This is a genomic window from Photobacterium panuliri (assembly GCF_059920555.1).
This window is the reverse complement of sequence record NZ_CP197193.1, coordinates 19227-42382: the sequence shown is the minus strand read 5'-3', so window position 1 is coordinate 42382 and position 23156 is coordinate 19227. Positions and strand designations below refer to the sequence as shown.

General features: G+C 44.0%; 16 protein-coding genes, 2 tRNA genes and 1 pseudogene. 7 read left to right on the top strand and 12 right to left on the bottom strand.

Features of this window, described 5'->3' with window-relative positions:
• Positions 1 to 3: 3 nt before the first annotated feature.
• From ACSF8X_RS16355 to ACSF8X_RS16335, 5 genes are all read left to right on the top strand, one after another.
• Entirely contained in the window at positions 4 to 1560 is a 1557-nt protein-coding gene (locus ACSF8X_RS16355) for an efflux transporter outer membrane subunit (protein ID WP_500851672.1), read from the top strand.
• Between the two features lie 195 nt (positions 1561 to 1755).
• Positions 1756 to 2340: a cytochrome b/b6 domain-containing protein gene (locus ACSF8X_RS16350; protein ID WP_500851671.1), complete on the top strand. Its 585-nt coding sequence runs from the start codon at positions 1756 to 1758 to the stop codon at positions 2338 to 2340.
• A gap of 332 nt (positions 2341 to 2672) precedes the next feature.
• On the top strand, positions 2673 to 3092 hold the full coding sequence (locus ACSF8X_RS16345; RefSeq protein ID WP_500851670.1) for a hypothetical protein: 420 nt from the start codon (positions 2673 to 2675) through the stop codon (positions 3090 to 3092).
• Positions 3016 to 4023 (top strand): HlyD family secretion protein, encoded by a 1008-nt coding sequence (locus tag ACSF8X_RS16340; protein WP_500851669.1) that lies wholly within the window; start codon positions 3016 to 3018, stop codon positions 4021 to 4023. The genes ACSF8X_RS16345 and ACSF8X_RS16340 overlap by 77 nt, the downstream gene beginning before the upstream one ends.
• 11 nt (positions 4024 to 4034) lie before the next feature.
• Positions 4035 to 5591, top strand: a complete 1557-nt coding sequence (locus ACSF8X_RS16335) for an MFS transporter (protein WP_500851668.1) — start codon at positions 4035 to 4037, stop codon at positions 5589 to 5591.
• Between the two features lie 29 nt (positions 5592 to 5620).
• On the opposite strand, the gene ACSF8X_RS16330 is transcribed toward ACSF8X_RS16335, so the two are convergent.
• A complete protein-coding gene (locus tag ACSF8X_RS16330) occupies positions 5621 to 6223 on the bottom strand; it encodes a TetR/AcrR family transcriptional regulator (RefSeq protein WP_500851667.1) in 603 nt (200 codons plus the stop codon).
• Between the two features lie 188 nt (positions 6224 to 6411).
• Positions 6412 to 8022: a glycoside hydrolase family 3 protein gene (locus tag ACSF8X_RS16325; RefSeq protein ID WP_500851666.1), complete on the bottom strand. Its 1611-nt coding sequence runs from the start codon at positions 8020 to 8022 to the stop codon at positions 6412 to 6414.
• A 467-nt stretch (positions 8023 to 8489) separates the two neighbouring features.
• On the opposite strand from ACSF8X_RS16325, the gene ACSF8X_RS16320 reads away from it, so the two are divergent.
• Entirely contained in the window at positions 8490 to 11381 is a 2892-nt protein-coding gene (locus tag ACSF8X_RS16320; protein WP_500851665.1) for a tetratricopeptide repeat protein, read from the top strand.
• Positions 11382 to 11606: 225 nt separating this feature from the next.
• Here the strand turns inward: ACSF8X_RS16320 and ACSF8X_RS16315 are convergent, their stop codons facing one another.
• Complete coding sequence (locus ACSF8X_RS16315; protein ID WP_500851664.1) at positions 11607 to 12734, bottom strand: PcfJ domain-containing protein; 1128 nt, start codon at positions 12732 to 12734, stop codon at positions 11607 to 11609.
• A 489-nt stretch (positions 12735 to 13223) separates the two neighbouring features.
• Here ACSF8X_RS16315 and ACSF8X_RS16310 point away from each other — a divergent pair, with 489 nt between their 5' ends.
• Positions 13224 to 13493, top strand: coding sequence for a hypothetical protein (locus ACSF8X_RS16310; RefSeq protein ID WP_500851663.1), 270 nt, complete (start codon positions 13224 to 13226; stop codon positions 13491 to 13493).
• A gap of 138 nt (positions 13494 to 13631) precedes the next feature.
• Here the strand turns inward: ACSF8X_RS16310 and tnpA are convergent.
• The 9 genes and pseudogenes from tnpA to ACSF8X_RS16265 all read right to left on the bottom strand — a co-directional run bounded on the left by tnpA (position 13632) and on the right by ACSF8X_RS16265 (position 23125).
• A pseudogene (gene tnpA, locus ACSF8X_RS16305) lies at positions 13632 to 14050 on the bottom strand (IS200/IS605 family transposase).
• Positions 14051 to 14390: 340 nt separating this feature from the next.
• The gene (locus ACSF8X_RS16300) at positions 14391 to 15284 is read right to left on the bottom strand and encodes a hypothetical protein (RefSeq protein ID WP_500851662.1); all 894 of its coding nucleotides are present in this window, start codon (positions 15282 to 15284) and stop codon (positions 14391 to 14393) included.
• The gene (locus tag ACSF8X_RS16295) at positions 15274 to 19836 is read right to left on the bottom strand and encodes a RecQ family ATP-dependent DNA helicase (protein WP_500851661.1); all 4563 of its coding nucleotides are present in this window, start codon (positions 19834 to 19836) and stop codon (positions 15274 to 15276) included. Before ACSF8X_RS16295 ends, ACSF8X_RS16300 begins: the two co-directional genes overlap by 11 nt.
• Positions 19837 to 19858: 22 nt before the next feature.
• Positions 19859 to 20830, bottom strand: coding sequence for a DNA-processing protein DprA (locus tag ACSF8X_RS16290; RefSeq protein WP_500851660.1), 972 nt, complete (start codon positions 20828 to 20830; stop codon positions 19859 to 19861).
• A 31-nt stretch (positions 20831 to 20861) separates the two neighbouring features.
• Positions 20862 to 21347 (bottom strand): single-stranded DNA-binding protein, encoded by a 486-nt coding sequence (gene ssb, locus ACSF8X_RS16285; RefSeq protein ID WP_500851659.1) that lies wholly within the window; start codon positions 21345 to 21347, stop codon positions 20862 to 20864.
• 332 nt (positions 21348 to 21679) lie between these two features.
• A tRNA-Asp gene (locus tag ACSF8X_RS16280) sits at positions 21680 to 21756 on the bottom strand.
• A gap of 40 nt (positions 21757 to 21796) precedes the next feature.
• A tRNA-Ser gene (locus ACSF8X_RS16275) sits at positions 21797 to 21887 on the bottom strand.
• A gap of 227 nt (positions 21888 to 22114) precedes the next feature.
• Entirely contained in the window at positions 22115 to 22459 is a 345-nt protein-coding gene (locus ACSF8X_RS16270; protein ID WP_500851658.1) for a hypothetical protein, read from the bottom strand.
• A 144-nt stretch (positions 22460 to 22603) separates the two neighbouring features.
• Entirely contained in the window at positions 22604 to 23125 is a 522-nt protein-coding gene (locus tag ACSF8X_RS16265) for a SixA phosphatase family protein (RefSeq protein WP_047880277.1), read from the bottom strand.
• Between the last annotated feature and the right edge of the window lie 31 nt (positions 23126 to 23156).

The window sequence follows — 23156 nt, the reverse complement described above, 5'->3', positions numbered from 1 at the left end:
GCCATGACAACTCCCAACATCCCAGCAATAGGCCGTCTTAGCCTCGCTGTTGCGCTGACTCTGGCAATAAGCGGTTGTGCCGTGGGGCCGGAATACCAGACGCCGACCATGACAATGGCTGATACCTATCTCTACGCCAGCCCTGATGAAAACGACGCCTCGGTACAGGCTGTGTCCAAAGGAGCAGATTTAACAGGAGCAGTGCTAACCAAATCGGCCACAGTCAATAAGGCGACCTTGCCTGCGCACTGGTGGAACCACTATCAGGACCCAACCCTGAACAGACTGATCACCGATATGCAGAATCAAAACCTGACCTTGCAGATCGCCGCCCAACGAATTCAGATCGCCGATAACTACAAGCAAGCGGTAGAATCATTCAAAGTGCCAAGCGTCAATATCGGTGGCGGCTATGTGAACTACCAACTGAGCAAAAACGACTCGCTGCTCGGGCCGGCGCTGAACCCTCTCGGGGATCTGTCACGGGGGTTACCGCCACAAATTGGCAATACCACCTTGCTCGACAACCAGCACGACGGCGTCTTCCTCGGGGCCGGAATCGCCTGGGAGCTGGATCTATTCGGCCGAATCGACAGGCAGAGCAATGCCGCTACCATCCGCCGAGATCAAGCTGAAATTTACCGGACCGGTTTGACTACCTTGCTGACGGCCGATCTCATCCATAACTACATCCAGTACAGGGGGGCACAGGCAAGAAAACAGCTGGCCGAAGAGAACATTGCGGATCAACGCAAAACGTTGGCTCTCGTCGAAAAAGTCGTCGCAAGCGGTTACGGTTCCGATCTTGACTTGGCTCAAGCCAACGCCATGCTGGCGGCTTCCCAGTCGATCCTGCCGCAGTTGGATATTGCCGCTCAGGTCCACAAGCATCGGCTGGCATTGCTACTGGGGGAATCCCTTGCCGACATTGAGCAGCGGCTTGAGGATAAGCAGCCTCTGCCCGAGCTCAACAGTGCAATTCCGGTCGGTTTACCGTCCGATCTACTAACACGACGGCCAGATATCCAGATTGCTGAACGGGAGATGGCCGCCATCAACGAAGAGTGGGCTGCCAGTGTCGCCAACCGCTATCCGAAATTCTTCCTCACCGGGGCCCCGGGGATCTCGGCGGGCAGTTTTGACGATTTGTTCAGTAGCGATTCTTTCGGCTGGGTGGGCAGTGCCGGGGTCAGCTGGAACCTATTCGACGGCGGCCGCGGAAAAGCCCTTGAAGCAATCAACGAGGCCCGCTTCAAAGGGGCGGCACTCGGCTATGAGCAAACCGTCAACGCCGCTATTGCCGAGGTAGATACAACACTTTTCACCTATGGTCGAAGCCAAGCTAACCAACACCAGCTAGACGCTGCGCTCAAGGCCAGCACGCAGGCTCTCGCCAAGGCCAAGTCCCTCTACCAAGCGGGGCTTATTGATCACCTTGCCGTACTCGATGCCCAGCGCCAGCAACGTATGATGGAAGATCGCCAGATCGCAGCCAAGCTTCAAACAGCTCAGGCAACCGTCGCGGTTTACAAGGCCCTAGGGGGTGACTGGCAAATATAAGCAGAAATGCCGCACAACACCTGTGCGGCATCCTTCCAGCCTACGGCGATTCATCGGCTGTAAAATGAGCGGCCACTATACTTTACAGGTATGATTATTCGTATTGCCAGCGCTTAATCGTCGCAACAACCAACACTCTCTATACTGGCGAAACTCAACGACTTTCAGTTGACTGTATCAAAACGGTAAATTCCCATGGCACAACAGTCCAAACAGACGATCAAAAAAGCCCATTCCGGCCTCTCCTATCTCTTTCTCAATTTGCCCAAAACCGAAAAGCTATTCCACCTGCTAATTATCCTTTGGGTCGTCTGGCAGCTGGCTACATCATTTGGCATGCATGTGCATGGAGATACGTTGCTCTCGCAAATAACGCTCATTGATAATCTTCATATCTATGGCGGGCTGGGACTCTTTATCTTCGCCATACTATTTTTTACTTTGGTGCTTCACCGCAGGAAAACCGCCGATCTCTACCCATGGCTGCACGGCAACTGGACACAGCTCAACACTGATTGCCGAACCCTGCTAGGCCGACAATTGCCAGAGCCCAGTGCAGGGGGACTCGCGGCAACGGTCGAGGGCCTTGGTTTGCTCGCATTACTGCTAGCCGTGGTTACCGGATCATTATGGTTTGTCGCCATCAACAATCATTTTGACATCGCGCCTACCTTACTAAAGATACACAAAACCAGTGTGGGTGCCATCGAGCTGTATTTCTACGGGCACTTTGCGTTTGCCATTCTCCATCTCATCAATTGGTGGCGGAAAACAAATTAACCACCCCAGTGCCTAGTCGCCATCACCACCACCTCCACTATCACCACCATCGCTATCACTAAAATAATCATGACTACCTGACTCGCCATAGTATGACGAGTCAGTATGCAAAGATATCCGACTATACCGCCGTCTTACGATTTTTTTACTAGAGACTGACAGCCATCTCGACAAAATGATCGTCACACCTACCACTAAAGGAACCCAGCCAAACGAATAGTTCAGCGTGTGCGTAATCATCCCAATGACGGTCAACACTAAGCCAAAAGGCATTACCAAAAATCCCATTTCACCGCTCTTGTTTGTTTCAGCTCTTCGTAAGCTACACCACTTTGACAAAAATCGATGACTTTGATCACTCCAATTTTCGACAAACTGCGCAAAAATCACACACCGCATTAATAACGAGCCAATATCAACTGCCAATTCTCATCAGCTTCTCACTCTTTTCTGCCATAGAAATATCAAGCGTTCATCCTGCATCCCTTCGTGAGAAATATGAAATTAACCATCTGATTAAGATAAATAAAAACATGCCATTCAACGGCTACGGCGTCACTTCCAAAGTATCCATGCGTTTTTTGACCCGTAAAATTCCTTGCCCAAAAAGAAACTGTACCGTACAGTACAATTTCTTTAAAAAGCACGACTCTCGCTGCCAAACAGGAAATAACGATGAAAAAGAAAATCACAGCACTGGTACTGCTCACCGCAATATCGATGGCAGGGATTGGTTATATTCGCTCACATAACACGATAAGTACCGACAATGCCTATATCAAGGCAGATATTACGGCCATCTCACCTGAAGTTGGCGGGCAAGTATCCGCTGTCTATGTGACTGACAACCAGCGTGTCAACCAAGGCGACGCTCTCTTTGCCATTGACGATACGGACTATCAGGCTAACCTGTCTATCGCCAAATCAGCCCTTGCTGTTGCCCAGGCCGCATTGGCAAACAATGACTCTCGTTTGTCACTTCAATTAGTCAATATAGCCCAAGCCCAATCTCAGATAGATAGTGCCAACGCCAATTATGACCTTCAACACACCGAGCTTGCTCGTTATAAGCAGCTTATCGCCAAGTCGATGATCAGCAAAACCCAATACGATACTCAGCACACCAAAATGATCGAGGCCAAAGCCCGTTTGGATAGTGCCAAACTGACACTCAAAGCCCAGCAAAAAAACTATGACACCCTGCTTAGCGAGCGCGATCAACTCCAAGCTCAATATCAACAGGCCCAGTCAAAACTGAATCTGAGTGAAATTGCCCTTGAACGCACGGTAATAAAAGCCCCTGTATCGGGCTACATTGCCAACCGCCAAGTGCAAAAAGGAAAGTTTGTTCAACCGGGCATGGGGCTGATCACCATGGTGCCAGACACAATCTGGGTAGATGCCAACTTCAAAGAAACCCAACTAAAAGATATCGAACCGGGTCAAACTGTCGATATCGAGCTTGATATGTATCCCGATACGGTGCTCACGGGAAGCGTAGAGTCAATCACCCCAGCCACTGGGGCTCAATTCAGTTTACTACCACCCCAAAATGCCACCGGCAATTTCGTCAAAGTTGTCCAGCGCGTTCCGGTCAAGATCAACCTGACGATCCCCGATAGCCTCAAGGGCAAAATCTATCCGGGCCTGTCCGCGACGGTAACTGTGGCTTCACAAGCCTAAGAGACACCAGCATGCACACATACCGCAAACTCATTGTTTTCGTCATTTTGGCCCTGTTACCGTTCGGTATCTCATCGGCGATTTTCAGCACAGGAACGCCTAATATCGCAGCCGATCTCGGCTTGTCCGTTGATGAGTCCAGCCTACTCAATATCGGCTTTATGGCAGCCCAGCTCATTGGATTGCTCATCACTCCTCTGACATTGCGGCATTGGGGGTACAGGGCAACACTCAATATGGCGATCATCCTGCCTCTTGCCGCCAACCTTCTACTGCTGATCAACCACCACCCCTGGGTGCACCTGCAAGGATGGATCATTAACGGCCTTGGCATGAGCATGCTACTGGTTTCAACCAACATTTTGCTGCTGGCACAGTGCCGTTACAGAGCCATGACCCTAATTACCGGACTCGGGCTAGTCTTTTCCACCTTGCTGCCAATGGGCTTCTACCCATGGCTACTCGCAGCAGTTATCGACAATATCAACTGGCAGGTCGTTATTGCTTTCCAAGTGTGCTGCTATGGCATTTTGCTTCTTGTCGCGTTGTTGTTCCCATTTGCCCCACCCCAATGGTCGGACGAACGCAAGTCATCATGGATGGGCTATGCCTTGCTAAGTAGCGGCTGCGCCGGGCTGGTATTTCTACTGATGCGCGGTAGCCACTACAATTGGTTTGACTTCCCAGCCTTCTCACAATGGCTGATCGTCACTCTGTTCCTGCTTGGGGCGGCCATCATCGTTATGTGGCCAGCATCCACTGCAACTGCAACTGCAACTGCAACTGCAACTGCAACTGCAACTGCAACTCAAAAAGTCATACAGAATATAAAAACCAATGTCTTTTTCTATAACGGTTTTCTGGCAGGCTTTGCCGTCATGGCGAGCGGAATACTGGTGGGTGGTTTTCTGGGTCAGGTCATGCACTACAACGCCACCAATGCCGGGTGGGTGCAGATCCCGTCATTTGCCGCCATGCTGATAGGCATGGTGATTAGTCTGCTCGGGGTCAACCAGCGCAAGCTCCCTGCCGATGCCATAACGCCGCTTGGGGTACTGTTAATTCTTGTCTCGGTCTACCAGCTCAGCGGGCTTCCGAGCAATGCTGGAAGCGAGCAAGTTATCCTGCCGCTAAGTCTACGGGGTCTTGGTGTCGGGCTACTGAACGTGTCGGTCACTATCTTGATGTTCGCCCACTTAAAACCTGACCACCGCCCAGAAGGGATCGCTCTGTTCTACTTCTTCCGAACCCTAGGCAGTTTATTGGGGTCGGCCGTGTTTTCCCGAATCATTCAAGTCAAAACCGCTCAGTCAATGACCGAATTCTCCCGGGTTATCGAAAAAGGCAGCGAGAGCTTGGTACAGTTTGAAACAGGGATCTCCCAAGCGTTGCTCAACCAAGGCACATTCGCCTCTCAACAGTTGGGAGCATCGCAGCTCAGCCAGCTATTGAAAACCGAAGTCGCCACCATGACGATGAGCAATGCCTTGCTGTGCTTCATTGTCGCTATTGGCATGCTGACACCTATCCTGCTGATAGGCAAAAAGATCGCCGCCCGCCAACATTGATCACCCAACGAATGGTGGCGGCGGTATTTTCATCGGCGCTGATAGAGCATGAAGAAAGCATCGATACAGGTATCAATATGTGGTGCGAGCACCTCATCAGGCGGTAACTCGCACCCTAGCATCGCCTGACTATGGTAATCCTGCCGGATCAACCCAAGCAGCTGCGAGCAGGCCAAAGCCGGATCCCTAATCGAAAGCTGGGCCTGCACCACATCCTGCTCAAGATAGTTCACCAAATAGGCATGCGCCCGACGCGGGCCATTTTGCCAAAACAGCTGACTGAACTCTTCGTTGCAGTAAAAATCATTCGAAACAATGCGAAACAGCCCCAATATCGGATTGCCACAAATCAGGTGCAGGTACGCATGACCAAACTGCTGGAGACTCTCCCTGACTGACTGGCCGTGCTTGTCACAAAAATCAAAAATCGGATCGACCGACTTGGTTTTCTCCACCAACACCGCTTTAAACAAGCCTTCCTTGTTGGAAAAATAACGGTAAAGGGTCTGCTTCGAGCCCCCTGTTAGCGCCACAATTTGATCAAGGGAGGTATCTTTATACCCCTGCTCCAAGAACAATGCCGTGGCAATTTCGATTATTTTCTGTTGTTTTTCTATCGTCGAGGGACGCATTGCCAAATCCTTTCTCTGGTTTCGCCAGACTGCGTGTCTGCATGGTGGGTGGTAGGCGGAAAATCGTCACAGGCCGTGCAGTATTCGAATACCAGCCAAAAGAAATAACACCGTACCGTATGGTACGATTATGAGTAAATAAATAGCGATGTCAAACAAGTGCCTGACATCGCTATCTTATCTTGCTATTAGCTAACTTGGCTCACTGCCGTTCCGTAGCCGGGCTCGCATTGCCCCATCAGGATCTGCGCCGTCACCTCGGCACTCTCAATTCGTGATGAATGAGCGCACAGGTAGTGTCTCGCATCAGGATAGGCCAAAAGATCATATGGGCTACGCAAGGCAACAATGATCAAATCGCGATAATCCCCGCTTAGCTGCGCCACCAGCTCCTGTGCGGCAGACTGTTCGAAATCCTCCCCGGGCAACGGGTAGTTTTCGGTCACAACAATAATGTTGCCATCATCGGCACATGGCAGTCCTGCAACGGTCACTTCTCGGCAATCTGGGTGAAGAGACTTCAGCTCCTGAGCAAAGCGGCTGTATGCTGATTCAGCCTGATTCGGACCAATCCCCCTTGGGTTAACAAGATTATGGTAACTCGAATCGGGGGTCGCATTGAGCAAATAGAGCGGCTTCTCCTGCAGTTCATCCAACCCACCGCGCACCCAGGTTACCCCTTCGGCAGCTGCCTGCAGGGCAATGGTGCGATTCTGTATCAAATCGACATCTTGATAGCGGATCTGCGGCTCGAGCTTATCGTACTTAAAGCGCACCACTCGCTTCACCGCTTCGTCAATCACTGACTCATCCAACCGCCCTTGTTCAACGGCAGCAACAACGCCTTGAATCATTGCCACTTGCTTATCGAAGTAGGCCAACGAATGATCATAATGCTCTTCCGACAGCATAATCATGGTCACCCCCGCCGCCAGAGCCTGAACTGCCGCATCAACGGCATCATAATGGTGCTGAATAGCACCCATGTTCATGCTATCGGAGATAATAATGCCATCAAAACCCAAGTCTTGATGTAATACCTTCTCAATAATCTCCGACGACAACGTTGCTGGCGATGTAGGATCCAACTGCGGATAGAGGATATGACTGGTCATAACCATATCCACACTGGCGTCGATGGCCGCCGCAAACGGAGCCAAATCGTTGGCCCTCAGCTCATCATACGATTTATCAACCTGCGGGATCTCGCGATGGCTGTCACCTTGAGTGTCACCGTGACCAGGAAAATGCTTGGCACAGGCAACGATACCACCGTCATGCAGGCCGCTAACGGCCGCCGCACAGTGAGCGCTCACCTTTGCAGGCTGATCACCAAATGAACGGGTATCGATAATCGGCGATGCCGGATTAAGGTTCACATCACAGCAAGGGCCAAGAATGCAATTGAAGCCCGCCGATCGCATTTCCTCGCCAATCACCCGGTACATCCTTGAGGTTCCCTGCACGTTATCAGGTACTCCCAATGCCAAATTGCCCGGCCCGGTGTTGGATTCACCCACCAACACGCCCCATGCACCTTCCTGATCGACACCAAGCAGTAATGGCAGTCGGTTGTGCTTTTCCAAGATCTGATCCAACGACTGGTTTAACGCCCGTGCCTCTGCAAATGTCTCGGCATTATCCTGACTAAGGTAACACCCTCCGAGGTTATACTCGGCGATCATTTGCTCGGCAGCATCAGCCGACTTGCCTGGAAAGGCCAAGATAAACAGTTGGCCGACCTTTTCCTTCAAGCTCCAATTGGCTACATGCTCATTGACGACCGTTTGACCGATCATAATAACTCCTTGGCACTAAGGCTCTCATACTACAATGGAATAATTCTATTTAATTCAACAAATTAAAGCCAAAATGAAAAATATACACCAAACTCTACGGGTATTGATAACCTTTTAATATAGGTATCTAAAAAGGTTTTTTTGTGAGTTAACTCTCGTCGCAGAATAAAGCAAGCGTGACAACACTCGCAACTAACAGCAAAAAAAACATTATCCCAGCCCAAATTCCGATCTAGGCGAATACTCAGATTATCGCGTCTATAGCGGCAGAATAATATACCGACAAGTAGCCGCCACATCCCGATTCGCATATAATGACCCACTATTAAACCCTTATTTTTCGGTAATTTACGGTGAAAAAAGCGTCTTTCCTCTGTATGGCAGGTCTATTCCTTAATGCCTGTAGCAGTGTGCCTACCCCCTCTCAATATGACTTGCTATTACAAAGCGAAACACGGGCTGATTATATGGCTCAGCTTATTGATAATGCCAAAAGTGGCAATACAGAGTTACAGTATTACCTCGGTACCTTGTACGAAAATGCCCGGTTCACCTCAAAAGACCAGCTAAAAGCCATCGAGTGGTACCGACTGGCAGCGCAAAATGGATCCGAAAAAGGCCAAGAGAGCTTGATTCGCATGCTTAATGGCCGCTCGGAATATGCCAACCTGACCCTGTATGCCGAGTTGGGTGACTATTACCAACAAGGGTTATATGTTCCTAAGGACAACAAGAAAGCACTGGAAATTTACCTTCATGCCGCAACGCGAAGCGGGGATGACGTAAAACAAAAACTGATCAAACTGCTCAATGAATTAAGTAACGATCAATGCAGCGAAAAACCATCTGACGACTGCGAACAGCTACGCGCAGAGGCACAGTACCAACTCGCACTGCTGTATCGTAACGGCCAGTACCTCGACGAAGATGCAGCCAAAAGCCAGCAACTTTTCCAGCAAGCGGCAACAAAAGGCCATGACGGCGCGATCATCAAACTTGCCAGTAATCTTATTGGCTCGGAGAATACTGATTGGGTCCAGGTTCGCAATCTGTTAGATAGCGTGAAACAGCATTCCAAATGGAGCGCTGCAACCCTTGCGATTCTGAATTACAACGGCCAAGGCGGCCCAGTAGATAAAGAAAAAGCCCTGCATTTATACGAGTTAAGCGCTGATTTAGGTGATGAAAAATCAGCTAATTTCGCCTTCTACCTACACCAACAAGAAGAAATACCGGGCACCAAAAAGGAAAAGGCCGGACACTACCTGTGGATCGCCGCCCAAAAGGATTTTGAAAAGACACGCGCCCGACTGGCGCAATCTTACCTATTCGGCTCTTACGGCATTCCTATCGACTACAGCGCCGCCGCCAAATGGGGCCGGATCACCTCCGATATAACCTCAGCATGGCTATGCAAAGAAGCCTACTTCCCCAACGTACCCCAAGATTGTATCAACCGCTCAATCGCCAAGATGGTACGCCAAGAGCATCCTTATGCCCTCTTCCTAATGGGGCAAATCTATGCCGAAGGCCCGGACAACCACAACAATATCGACCGTGCCATTTCGCTCTACAAATCAGCAATTTCCCACGGCGAATATGCCGCCAAGCTGGCTCTTGCCGAGCTCTACCTTGACGGTAAAACCGGACCAAATGACAAAGAGAAAGGGCTGACGTTATTGCGTGAGATGCAAAACGACAGTGAGCCAGGCGCCGCCCAACTCCTAGCCAAATTGGCTTTTGAAGAAAAGGACTACTCGCAAGCCCTACCTTTGTCGCTACAGGCCGAGCAAGAGCAATACGTTGGAAGGGATACCTATTATCATCTATACCGCCTCTATAGCGGGGAACTCGGGATCCCGAAAGATCACGTCAAAGCCGCCCATTATTTTGCCTTAGCGCTAGAAGAGCAGAATAAATATGCGATTTACGACAAAGCCATCACGATTCTCGACAAGATCAATGACCCGCTGATCACCCCGGCAAGCCAGCATCAGGTAAACGATGATGCAGCCAAAGACCAGACACCCGCCGCTATTGAGATGCTGAAACTGTCCGCCAGCCTCAACCATATCCCGGCAATGCTACGACTTGCAGCTTACTACACGGCAGAGCATCAAGCCCAGCAGGCTGATGTTTGGACATTAGAGGCGGCAGCTCACGGTGATATCAATAGCCAAAAAGCTATCGGGAGCCTGTTTGAAAACAAGCAGACACTCACCGCTGCAGCCTATGCCCGCTATTGGTATGGGCAAGCCGAAAACCAGGGGGACAGTGAGGCAACACAATGGATGGCAAAATTTGGCACCGGCAACATCGCTGTCGACAAAGACGGCAAGTATTGCGATGACACAGAATACGGTTACTGTTACTCGCGGGCCACGAGCAAGAACCCTGTAAAGTACTTCAAGCAAAATGACTCTCGCAATGAGTATAAACTGCAGCTTTTTGCTGACGGTTCTGTCACCTTTAGCGATAACCTACAGCCCCATGAGTACATGCTGCCACATTTCAAAGCCAATGTTGAGCAGGTATGGCCAACCCATTGCGGATTTGCCCTACAAAAATCAACCGGCAACGGCTTGCTATTGTTCTCTCGCACCAATCAATTCTGCCAGCCGCCTCAAGATGTCATTATCTCGGCTTACCAACACGGGATCAAAGACGTCGCTACCAGCCACTCCGCAACCAGTCTATTGCTGAACAATGGCGAGATTGTTAGTTTTGGCGGGGCCTATAATGGCGGGGGGCTGATTATACCGGCAGCCAATAACTACGAAGAATTTAAAACCCTAGAAGATGAACTCAGAATAAAGCGTGCCGTAGCCAGTGATGTCACTAAAGTTGTTGGCGGCGTATCGAGCATGGCCGCCCTGAAATCCGACGGCAGTGTGTATATTTGGGGTGATCAAGGCGGATACTATAGCCATAAACTACCCGGTAAATATCAAGACATCATGGCAAACGGCTATTTCGATGGCTACTGCTCAAAAGACAACCTGAATAAAGTCAGTTGCTGGTCTGAACGTTCTTATAACGATCAGCACCCGTTCCCAGAAACGATGAAGCAGTTCTCGCTGGTTGAAAATGCCTTTATGGCTCTGTCGCTTGATGCCACAGGCAAACTCACCGCATGGCCAATGTTTAACCTAGGGAGTCAATACTTTCGCCCTTACGCCTTGCCAGCCAGCTTGGCGAATTTCTCTTGGACGCAGATAAGCAAAGAGCAGGTAACCGATGGATACGTGACAGTGCTGACACGATCCGATGGCGAACGCTTTGCCGTCCGCTTCAACTCGAACCAATTTGCTGTACTGAAGTTCAAACCTAAAAAGGTAAAAATGATGAACGCTCTATAGCAGCGGTAACTCCTCTATTTCATCAACATCAATCTGCCAGCCATTTAGGCTGGCAGGTTGGCTTATAACCTATTCTCCCGCACCAATAGATACTCATCGATAAAAGGTCAACAATCGAGCTGCAATGTCAGCTATATGAGACCATGCTATATATGGCTTGTGGCCTCATTGTTTGGAAAAAAGCCTATCGAGACAAGCCCTAAGTACGCACTTGGTTGAATATTTTTACAAATAAACCTGCTTACATTCCTCAAACCACGCATGGACTCGCTGACGTGTTTTCTCAGAAGGAATGGCATTCATAAAGCCTGCAATTTGTGATATTTCGTACGGAAACGCCTTCTTCCTATTGATAATAATACCAATCGTCATACGTTCTGGGCTTTCCATTCGGTATGCCGCATAATGACCAGCAGCAATACGATTATGATATACCGCGATGCAATGACGCTGCTGCTTGGCTTCCAAGCACAAGTCATCATAATCAACAATTTGACGGATCCCTTCTGCATTTGGCAAGCATACAGGGTATGGCTTATCAGTATCTTTCGGCTTCATGGCCTCAAAGCGCCGCTCCAGCTGTACCGCCACCCACTGATCATGCAATACGATAAGTTGCTCGACACTGTGTAGCCTCTCCACCCGAAGTACAGGATCAACTCCACCAATTGCTAGACCCAGCGCCAAGGTATCAGATAAATAAGTCACCAAATTACGACGTTCACAACGCGTGCTATGCGCAATAGCCATACCAAGACGAGTCCCCGTCAAAAATGGATGGGTATGATCCAATGCCAACGCGCTGTAATTCACTCGATGGTAATGCTTAAACACTTTAAATCGGGAAAATGCGCTATCAAGCTGCTTAATAACATGAGGCAGCTCACTGGAGCGCTGATACGTAAGATCCAGTTTATCGATGAATTTAAGGGCAGATTTAGATGAATCGAATCCCAAGTGAGACAATATCTCGCGCTGTCCCAAATTCGCCACCTCCAACGCCTTCTCATTGTCGACATTGTACTTATCGCAAATCAATACCAGCAAAAGCGGCCTGCACTCCAGAATTTGTCTGGCGCTAGAGCTGTTTACGGCTAACCACAACATCTGGTATTGATACTCAGGGAAAACGTCGGTAATTGCCAACAAGTCAGCGGGTATTGTACTAAGCCATTGCTGGCCTTCCGGGCTGCCACACAGCAAGTCCAAACCCAGCCCCAACCCACCATCCAATGGCTCCTGCTCGCCGGACTGGTAGACACGGCAACCACTCAACTTGTTATGCCAGTTATCCAATTCAATATCATAATTGAAACCAAGCATGGTTGTTGGAATCGTAATCATCGTGCTCATCGTGTGTTGTTACCTATTGTCGTTCTTTCGCTGGTATAGACCCTAATCAGCGAGTGCTGACTATACATAGAGCTATCGCTGACTGGATAATAGAGAAAATGCTATAACTGAAGCTAATTATAAGCTTGTGATATTTAATATAATCTGAGGTATAAAACCATACCTAACCGCAAAAGATCGGCACAAAAAAGCCCCAGCATTTCTGCTGAGGCTTCATTGTAGTGGCGGAGCGGCTGGGCTGGCACTCCAGCGGGACTCATTCGACCGCAGGGCGAACTTAAATTCAACGCATACAAAAAAGAACAAAAAAAAGAACAAAATATCCTAGTTAACATAATGAACACTGGTTTTGTTTAATATATGTATTATAGCTTAAACGAATCACCTGTATCAGTCTGCTTAGGCAGGTAAAACGAACTCGCATTAATGGCAGTTTAGTGATTAAATCAGCACCCTTATTTTTATGACTTTACAACTAACATAAAACCAATGAAAAAAGCCATATCGATTGCTCTTGTTTCAGTTTTGTCTGGGTGCGTTTCTCCTAAAATGTGCGGTTATGGGGATTATAAGCATGAATATCCCGGTGGCGTGTCTTGTGCTGCAGGTGTTGCTGCTGATGTTGTACTTGTCCCTGTAGCAGCTGTTGGTGTTGTCGCTGTTGGTGCGGTCTATGTTGCTTGCGGAGCCCTTGTTGCTGCTGGTGAGGCTGCAGAAGAAAGAGAATCCAGAACAATTTACGTGGAGCATGTTTATTAAAAAATACGTGGCAAAATTTATATGAAAAAAGAAAAAGGGTAATCATCGCCACTATCTTGCTTTAAAGTAAAAAACCACCTTCTAAAGAAGGTGGCTTTGTGATAGCCCCCTAAAAGGGGGCCTTTGTTTAGTCCAGCACTAATTCTTGCTGCTCCTGCGCTCTTTCTTTTCCTGATGTCTGACATATCGTCGGATTATTTCTTCATTAATTCCAACACTATCGACAAAATAGCCTCGCTGCCAAAAGTGATTACCCCACAGTTTATTCTTCCGTAGATATGGAAATTTACTGAATACTTTAAGGGCTATTTTGCCCTTCAATACCCCCATCAACTTGGATATTGCTTGGGTGGCACCTTAACCACTAAGTGCACATGATCTACTTGGACATTCAGCTCTACGACTTCACATCCAAGTTGATTACAGTACACATATATACACCGATAAACCTCTTTACCAACATTGTTCTTAAATATCCGAAACCGATACCTTGGAGTCCATACGATGTGATATTGACATCTCCAAAATATGAGGGAAACTTGCTTGTATCTACTCATGTTATTTGTCCTCTTTGACTTCGCTAAAAATCAAGGGAGCAATTAGCATGGTTAGAACTACAGGCCAAGCCTAATTGAATGATAACCACCTACTGAAGTAGGTGGTTTAGGGCTAAAAATAAAAATTGAATTTTTAATACGCGTTAATAACTTTAGGATTGAATTTTTATTGGTAATGGCCCACATAAATAGAGCCAAACCAACAATTGCCAGTGCAAAACTACCTAAAGAAGGCAGCAACATGATCTGGACTTTTTCTACACTAACTTTATATCATTAGCTTGATTAGATCTGAAATCACAGGCGCAGTCATCTCATATTCCCTTAGATAATTGTCCGACTACTTATAAAAAAAAGTAACCAACAAAATAGCCCAGGTAGCGACAAAGCCAACGGCAGTAAATCTAACACAGGTTTTTATCAATCGAGTCATTTCAGTATCTGAACTCAAAATCCTTGCATCTAGGTTTTCTTGATTAAGAGATACTTCATTGATATATTTTAGAGTTGTTTCCAAATCATCTTTATTGGTGCTTATAGCTTTTTCTAAACTAGATAAAGAAACTGAAAACTCGTTGAATCGTTCTGTATTTGAAGAAAGTACATCTGATTGCGTAGTTGAAATCGTGTTCAGTTCATTTAGTCGATGCAAAACAAGTTCAATTCGCTCATTAAACGTTTCACCTAAAATAGAACTAAGAGAGTCATTGGTAACTAACTCATCTAAGCGATTTGAGAACGAATTTATTTTATCTAGAACCAATTGATTTCTGACTGATACTTCTTTGTTATCTCTTGTTAACTCATTCAAACTAGAAGCTTGCTTTTCAAATACTAGTTCCACCTGATCTATAAACGTTGAAGATATAGATGTAAACTTATCCTCAACTGAGATATTCAGTGATTCAGACTGATTTCTTACTTCAGAAACGAATGCATCTATCGCATTGTTTGATTTAGATATATTCTCATCTAGTTCTTTATTAATATGTCTTATAACATCATTTACTTTGCTATCTAGCTTATGAAACTCATCCACTGAGTTAGCTAGCCCAGATTGACTAATTTTTATAGCATTAGTTTTATCATTGATAATACCTACAAGCTCTTCAATAGTTAACTTTAGACCGCTTACTTCTTGAAGAATTGAACTGTTTTTTTCTAGCTGGATAGCTTGCAATTCGATATCTTTCAAAATGTGATCTAATTTTGTCAAGTATTCGTTATCGTGCATTTCTTAAATTTAACCTTTTATTGATTTCACTAATCTTATCCAGTTGAGAAACTAGAACAATGCCACTAGAACTGTAATTTTCTAACTTTTCGTTAAATCTGCAAACAACCCGAACATTAGAGACATTGTCATTAAAACACTTAATCAGACTTTGTTGATGGTCATTGTCTAATTGCTTGATTACGTTACAAGTCTGATCAATAATTTCCAATTGAGTTTCAATTGGCATCAAGTTCATATTTCTGATTGCAGACTCCAACCTTCTTTTACCATCCATATCGTCAAAATCATCGAAGATTAATCTCAGCAAACCGCTAAGGTAATCTAAGGCTGTATTATCCATATAGCTTTCAAGAAAACGGCTTAACTGATTTTGCAAAGACTTTAAAACCTCATAGCTTCTTAATTTATTATCTTTTCTTAATAGCAGTTTGAATAGTTCTGTTATGTTCTTTGGTTCTTCAGCAAGTTGTTTTAAGCTAGTGCTTGATTTATTAAACTTAAAATATCCTTCCAAAGAATTCTTAAACTGAGATTTTGTTATTTGATTACTAGATCTCGCATAGCACTGATCATACACAGTCTTAAGTGACTGTCTTCTATTGTAAGAAAAATGTTCATAGCTCCATAACAATAAGAATATCAAATAAAAGCGCTCTTGAGATTCATGCCCATTTCTTTCTCTCATTAAAAGTAAATGCTTCATGCTTCTCGATGCATTAAGTTGTAACTTAGACATAGAGAATTCAGGGTCATATTTACGAATAGTTGCAACTAGCTTTTCTCGAATACTATCTACTTGACAGTTTCCAACCTGAACTTGATATTCGCTATTATAATAGTTCTCTACTGTCCAGTCTGTAATAACACCTATCTGGCATAGCTTATAAATTGCTTTTTCGACCTCATGTCCAGAATATTCTTTTTCTGGACTCAAGTTTTTATTAACCAATTTGGTTTTTATAATAACCGACTCAGCACCTGATTTCTCGACTAAGCCATATAGATAATTTAGCAATTTTGATTGTTCGCTTATTGTTCTATTTGACTGTAAGTACATATATAAGTTGGAAGACAAATCACCGTGTGGCGATAGGCGCTTCTTAGCTTCTTTAATTTGATCTACAGTGCTGTTGACATCCCAAATATCATCCGTATTTGCCTTTGACTTTTCTTCTCCTAGTAGAACTAGGCATTTTGCTTTCTTTTTATCAAATATTTTTTTATCTCGCCCAGCCCTTCCTGCTTCCTGATACAGAGATTCCATACTTTGAGGTATTCCGTAATGAATCGTAAAAGACACATCGCCTTTATTGACCCCCATGCCAAAAGCCTTGGTTGCAGCTAACAAGTTAAAACGTCCAGATTTAAAGTCAGTTAATACACTTTTTTTGTATTGCTCAAACTCGCGATCAGTTCCAAAACTTCTTGGCTTAGAGCCAGAATAATATCTGGCATCAATATTTAAGTGACTAGAACAATAAGAAGCAATCGTCTCGCAACCCAAACTGCCATTTACGTGTGGCGTAAAAATAATGCCACTATCATGGCCATTCGATAGTTTAAACTCTGATAAAGTAGATAACAAAGTTCTTGGTTTGTCCGTTTGATCGTTAATTACATCAAACTCCAATTCGTCTCTTTCGAATTTTGAAGGGGTTTTAACATCCTCATCGTCAATATCAAACTCATTCTGAATGTCAGTCAAAACATTAAGAGATGCAGTAGCCGTTAGACCAATATATGTACTACCGGACGCAAATCTATTTATCGTATTTGATAGATTAAGATAAGACGTTCTAAAGTCGTGCCCCCATTCCGATAAGCAGTGAACTTCATCAATGACAGCATATGCAAAGTAATTTGTTTCTGAAATTACTCTCAACTCATCTCTAAATAATTGACCTTGAAACCGTTCAGGAGAGATAAATATAAAGAAGTATTTCCCTGAAGAAAATTCTTTCTGTACTACTTTTTTCTCAGCCGGTGTCATGTCGGATGAAATGAAGGCCGTCCGATTTATTCCAACTAAGTCTAGATCAAACTTTTGATCGTACATTAGAGATTTTATTGGACAGACAACAAAACTAATTGATGGTTGAAGAAGCGCACAAATTTGATAGCAAATTGACTTACCGGAACCTGTTGGCAGTAACCCAATAGTGTTATTCCTTGATAAGGCATTTACAATTATTGGATATTGACCTTCTCTAAAATCAACGTCAAATAAATTAGGAAGAAAAACATTCTCTAATATAAACCTTAAGCTTTGATAATAAGAATCTTGACTACCAGAAAAATCATATTCTATAGGTTTATCGGTTTCCAAATAAAAGTAGTCAATGTCATCACATTCAAAAATATTTTCATCAAAATTATGAAAAATTATCTTCTTATCAAAATAATCTGCACAAACAACAATATTTGCTTTACTCTCATGTCTATTGTCATACTTATTACATAGAGAAAACTTTATATTAAAGTTAGTATCTATTTCTGAAAATTCTTCTACCTCAACGGCTTTTAGGCGTTCATTATCAAAGATATAATTATTTAGTGTGCATAAGTGCATAAACCAGATATTTAAATCTTCAACTGCTAATTCTGCACTGCCTTTGAATTTAACACCAGAAACATGAATTTCTTCAGTCGTACTTAGGTCAATGGAACCCGATATAACTGAGTCTAGTAATGATATTTGAAGCCTGATTATCTCGTCTAACGCAAGGTTCTTTATTTCATCTTCATCATTTAAACTTTCAATAGAACGATAACTGGTTAAATAATGCCTTTGAAATGGGCTTGATTCATTGTCGAGTAACCACTTATAACGAGCGAGAATTTGATTAATAATTTCCAGTTCTGCACTTTTATCTTTTAGTGCTGTTTCGGACACAACTAATACTTTCAAACCGTGCGATTCTAGATCATTGATAAGGGCTTCATTTCTAAAACTATTGTGTTCATTAATAAAAATCGCCAAAAATAAATCTGGAATAAAAACATCTATTGAAAAATTCGCGAAATATGGAGACACATCATAAGGTAGGTCTGATACAGATACAGAAGGTATCACAAAATATTTCAATTTCTGTTCGAAAATTGAAATCTTACCAAGAACACTATTAATCAAAAAATTAATCGATGAATTTTTACAGTCATCAATAATCCATGAATATTCATTATTGCTTTGCGGTAGATATCTTATTAATTTGCTGCAATCAATATTTTTAATACCTAACTTATTACGTAAATATCTAGAAGGAATCGTTGGATTCCCTCGTTGTAAGATATTTTTTATTATTTTTGCAGCAATAATCACTTCATGGCTGTTTTTATTTTTATTACTATAGTCTAACTGTTGAACAGAGAAGTTAGAGGAATTACCAGTATAAGAAGCTGAATATTTCTTCTGCACACCTTTAGAAAAACCATTACTACTCACGGGTTTTATTTTAGAGTTACCTTCTAAAAGTCTTGTTAACGTTTGATTCTGGCAAATATATTTATTTTCTGCTTCTAGTTCATTAAATGCAGTTCTGGATATAGTAAATATATATATTTTACATGTGTCATTTACTTCACGTAGAGCCCTTATTATTTCATTAGCTGTACTTCCTGAAGTATAGACATCATCAATTATTAGAAATGATTCTGCATTTTCGACATGCATCTCTTTATTTACATAATAACTATGATTTGCTTCTTTCTCTCTACATTCTTTCGAACCACTAAGAGAAGCCTTTTTAGTTACTCTACTCTTGCGTAGAATGTTAGGTTCGTATTCTCCCACGCCATCTAGTTGTAATTGTTCACCAACAAGATCCATCTGGTTTTTATTCACAACTAGCTCTTTATGTCCTAATGCACGGACGATATACGTGCACTTAGGAAGCTCTGAACTAATTGATTTAATTACACCAAGATAAGAATTAAGAGCAACCTCAGAGCCCTCTTTTAAGTCTATTGTAGACTTTTTAACATCTAAATGGCATTTTTGCTGGCTACCACTAAAGTAGTAACCTAAAGAATAAAGCTTCTCTTCCTTTATCAAACTGAACGGCTCAAACTCTCTAACGCCTGTAACCAATTCAATTAAATTATCAAAACTAACAACTTGTGTTTCTGGAATGATAGACCATTCTGGACTAGCAAACCTTACTCTAGCATTTTTTGCTGCTTCGTGATCAATCTCAGAATCACCGACGAAAATGACATCTTCACGGTTAACTCTCATTTCACGCTGTAAGACAGAGAACCATGCTTTATCAGGCTTAGGACGCGACATATCTCCATAGGCAATCAGACAGTCTACAGAAATATCGAAATAACTTAACAAAGCCTCCGCATAACTTCTTTTTGAGTTAGTAACTATAGCAATCCTTATGCCTAAATATTTAGCTCTCTCTAAACACTCTAAGACTCCAGGATACAGTGAGCATTTTTCAATATTTGAAACAGCATCAGCCCACTTACCTTTATCTCTAAACTCTTCTAGTTCTTTGGTATCAATTAAGGTTTGGTCTAAGTCTAGTGCGATACATTTAATCATCTAAAAACACTACATATACTAATTAAAATAGCTCTTGAGGCTTCCAACTCGTAGCCAATGTATTTTTTGACTCTTCTAAAATGAGAGAGTAATCAGATTTAGTGAACGCTTTTGCATCACTAACTGATAAAAGAGCAATGATTCCTTCTAATTGAGAAATGCTTTGATCTTTATATGCTCCTGAGTTTGGATCTGGAACATATATAGGTTTCCCATACTTAATTCCACTTTTGACTGCATGAAGAGTTCCACCATTTGCACTTGTTTCAATTGGAATTATTATGTTAGACAATGCTGATTGTATGCGATCTCTCTTAACAAACATAGAAGGGTGAACATTAATACCTGGTGGATTTTCAGAAATTAGAAGCCCACCACTTTCAAGAATTTCTTCCGCTAATTTTGTGTTTTTATTTGGATGAATATTAATAACATCAACCAGTACAGCAATAGCCTTACCAGAACTCATAAGTGTAGCCTGGTGAGCGATGGTATCAATTCCTAAAGCAAGCCCACTCACTATGCAAACGTTATTTTCACTCAGATATCTAGACACTCTTTCAGTGATCACTTTTCCAATGCTACTATTATTTCTAGTGCCGATAATAGCTGCACTGGAATTTGTATTTAGTAAACTAATATCACCTTTTAAGTAGATAACTAAAGGCGCATCATCTCCTGTAGATTTCAATGACTCAGGATACTCAGATTGCCAATAATTAAAAACTACACAACCTTGCTGTGTAGCTTTATCCAAAATTTCTTTCCCTATGAGCAATGATGCGTCTAAATTATCTAAAAAAACTTCGAGAGATCGAAAGTAATTAGATTTGAGATATTTAGATAGTGAACATCTATCCAATTCTCCAACTGACTTACACGCTGTTTGATTCGCGAACTCAACAATCTGTCTAACCGATTTTTCCCCTAAACCTTTGTGTTGTAGCAAAGCCACCACTTCACTTGTCGGTATAGTTTCATTTGCTGAGTTCATTTTCTACCTCTTATCATTCAGCTTCGTTCTTTCAGAAAGGGATATCATCCCAACCTTCCTTTGTGACCGTCATATCATTTTTATTTTCAATTGAACTATCTCTATAGTCGGACTCATAATTTGACGGTACATCAGAAGAATTATTTCGAACAGATGTTGCTCTGTCATTATCTACCAATAGCTGAACCTTTCCCGATGGCCAGCGAACCACTACTTCAGTCGTATATCTAGTCTGTCCATCTCTATCTTGCCAACTGCGTGTCTCTAGTTGCCCTTCAACGTAAATTTGTGAGCCTTTAGTTATGTATGTTGAGCAAAAAGTTCCCGTTTGGCCAAACGCAGAAACTCTATGCCACTCAGTCTTCTCTCGCTGTTGACCTGTACTACGATCTCGCCAACTTTCAGTTGTTGCTAGACTAAATGTAGCTATACCTTCGTTGCTTCCGTATGAGTTGAACTCTGGTTGTTGTCCAACTCGACCAACCAAAATAACTTTGTTTATACCTCTTGAAGCCATTAGAGCTGCTATCCAATTCAATGAAATCTATCAATAATACCATATCAAACAGTGTATTCCATTCACTTCCTTGCTCCCCCGCGCCTACGGCGTGGAGCCTTATGCATTGTAGTGGTACAGTGTCGATAGGAGAGAAACACTTAAGCGAGTAGGGTGAATAGAGGCAACTTACCTCAAAAATTACTACAGTCACCAGATGGTCACCATTTGGTCACAACGAATTTTTCGTACTAACCAAAATAGATATTTAACAATAGTATTGATAAGCGACAACTATCGCCATAAAGCAGATACAAAAAAGGCCCAGTCTTTCGACTGAGCCTTCAGTGTAGTGGCGGAGCGGACGGGACTCGAACCCGCGACCCCCGGCGTGACAGGCCGGTATTCTAACCAACTGAACTACCGCTCCAATTCTGTATGAAACCCGGTTTAAACCGATTTCTAGAATGTGGCGGAGAGATAGGGATTTGAACCCTAGATACGCTATAAACGTATGCCGGTTTTCAAGACCGGTGCTTTCAACCACTCAGCCATCTCTCCGTAAGTGCGGCGAATAATAATAGGTGTTGGGAACATTGTAAACCCCCAAACAAACCAACCGCCCAAATATCACCCAAGAAATTGATATTTGTGCATTTCAACGCCCAAATAGCATCATACGTCTGATAAAAATCCAAAATAAAAAAGCCTAACGGCAAATACCATTAGGCTCTACACATACCCGCTTGATCAGTAAAATAATACGCCGGGTTGCTATTATTGGGCGATCAATGAAGAAACGTTGTTTTCTCACTCGCGCTGGTAGCCGTAAGATCGCCCGATGGGTTAATCAAGTGCGGCAAAATCTTCGGTAGATTCAATTCGATATCCTGATCGGCGACAGGATTAATCGCAACATGATACCAACCTAGCAAGCCCAGCACGGCGTAACCGATAGCATCGTCACTGTCGCGATGGTCAAGGATGATCTGCAGGAAGCGCAAAATGGCCTTATCATTGGATTTTGCCTGCTCTAGCGTCTTGTTGTAAATTGCCTCGGCCTCGCTAACCAAGCCTTCGTATTCAGTTTCGATTGCCACCTTGAAAGAGCCGCCATCAACGGTAATTTTCATAGTATTCCACCCAATATTATTGTGGTGGTATAGTAACTAAAATTGTTCAGCAAGTCCCTTGTAGCACAATAAGTTAGTTGCAAATCCACACTTTCTTTGATTTGTCCCCACCACGTAGCTCACTCGCCTTACTAAGCAATACGTTTATTCGCCTTCACTTTCCAACAATAGATCATCCCCACGACGACGCTTGGGATAATCGAAGAAATAACATTTACCCTGTGATTCTGCGACCGCCTGCCAGCAATCGGCATCAAAGCGAAACACGGCAATACCGCATGTGGGAATATTGTCAGCTTCCAAACCAAACATTTGCCCAAGTTGGGTAACGGCAGGGTTATGGCCCACCAGCATCAGCCTGTCGACGGTGTCTGGCGCATGGTGGATCACATCCATCAACTCCAGCGGGGACTCAGTATAGAGCTCACTGCGCGCTTCCAGTTTGGGTTTGCAATCCAGCTCTTCGGAAAAATGAAACGCCGTCTGCGAGGCGCGCAAGGCGGTACTGGTCAAAATCAGCTGTGGCCCCAGCACCCAGCCGTTGAGTCGATGGATCATTTTGGGAATATTTTTCAGCCCACGGTTACTGAGCGGACGTTCATGATCGTCAAGCTGGGTATCATCCCACGACGACTTTGCATGGCGAACCAGAAATAATAACTTCATCGCTCCCCCTATTATCTTAACGCCAATACGG

Coding starts and splice junctions, on each gene's coding strand:
- ACSF8X_RS16265 (WP_047880277.1), bottom strand. CDS start 23,125: ATGAAGTTATTATTTCTGGTTCGCCATGCAAAGTCGTCGTGGGATGAT.
- ACSF8X_RS16355 (WP_500851672.1), top strand. CDS start 4: ATGACAACTCCCAACATCCCAGCAATAGGCCGTCTTAGCCTCGCTGTT.
- ACSF8X_RS16315 (WP_500851664.1), bottom strand. CDS start 12,734: ATGAGCACGATGATTACGATTCCAACAACCATGCTTGGTTTCAATTAT.
- ACSF8X_RS16270 (WP_500851658.1), bottom strand. CDS start 22,459: ATGAAAATTACCGTTGATGGCGGCTCTTTCAAGGTGGCAATCGAAACT.
- ACSF8X_RS16310 (WP_500851663.1), top strand. CDS start 13,224: ATGAAAAAAGCCATATCGATTGCTCTTGTTTCAGTTTTGTCTGGGTGC.
- ACSF8X_RS16290 (WP_500851660.1), bottom strand. CDS start 20,830: ATGAACTCAGCAAATGAAACTATACCGACAAGTGAAGTGGTGGCTTTG.
- ACSF8X_RS16295 (WP_500851661.1), bottom strand. CDS start 19,836: ATGATTAAATGTATCGCACTAGACTTAGACCAAACCTTAATTGATACC.
- ACSF8X_RS16335 (WP_500851668.1), top strand. CDS start 4,035: ATGCACACATACCGCAAACTCATTGTTTTCGTCATTTTGGCCCTGTTA.
- ACSF8X_RS16330 (WP_500851667.1), bottom strand. CDS start 6,223: ATGCGTCCCTCGACGATAGAAAAACAACAGAAAATAATCGAAATTGCC.
- ACSF8X_RS16325 (WP_500851666.1), bottom strand. CDS start 8,022: ATGATCGGTCAAACGGTCGTCAATGAGCATGTAGCCAATTGGAGCTTG.
- ACSF8X_RS16340 (WP_500851669.1), top strand. CDS start 3,016: ATGAAAAAGAAAATCACAGCACTGGTACTGCTCACCGCAATATCGATG.
- ACSF8X_RS16350 (WP_500851671.1), top strand. CDS start 1,756: ATGGCACAACAGTCCAAACAGACGATCAAAAAAGCCCATTCCGGCCTC.
- ACSF8X_RS16320 (WP_500851665.1), top strand. CDS start 8,490: ATGGCTCAGCTTATTGATAATGCCAAAAGTGGCAATACAGAGTTACAG.
- ACSF8X_RS16300 (WP_500851662.1), bottom strand. CDS start 15,284: ATGCACGATAACGAATACTTGACAAAATTAGATCACATTTTGAAAGAT.
- ssb (WP_500851659.1), bottom strand. CDS start 21,347: ATGGCTTCAAGAGGTATAAACAAAGTTATTTTGGTTGGTCGAGTTGGA.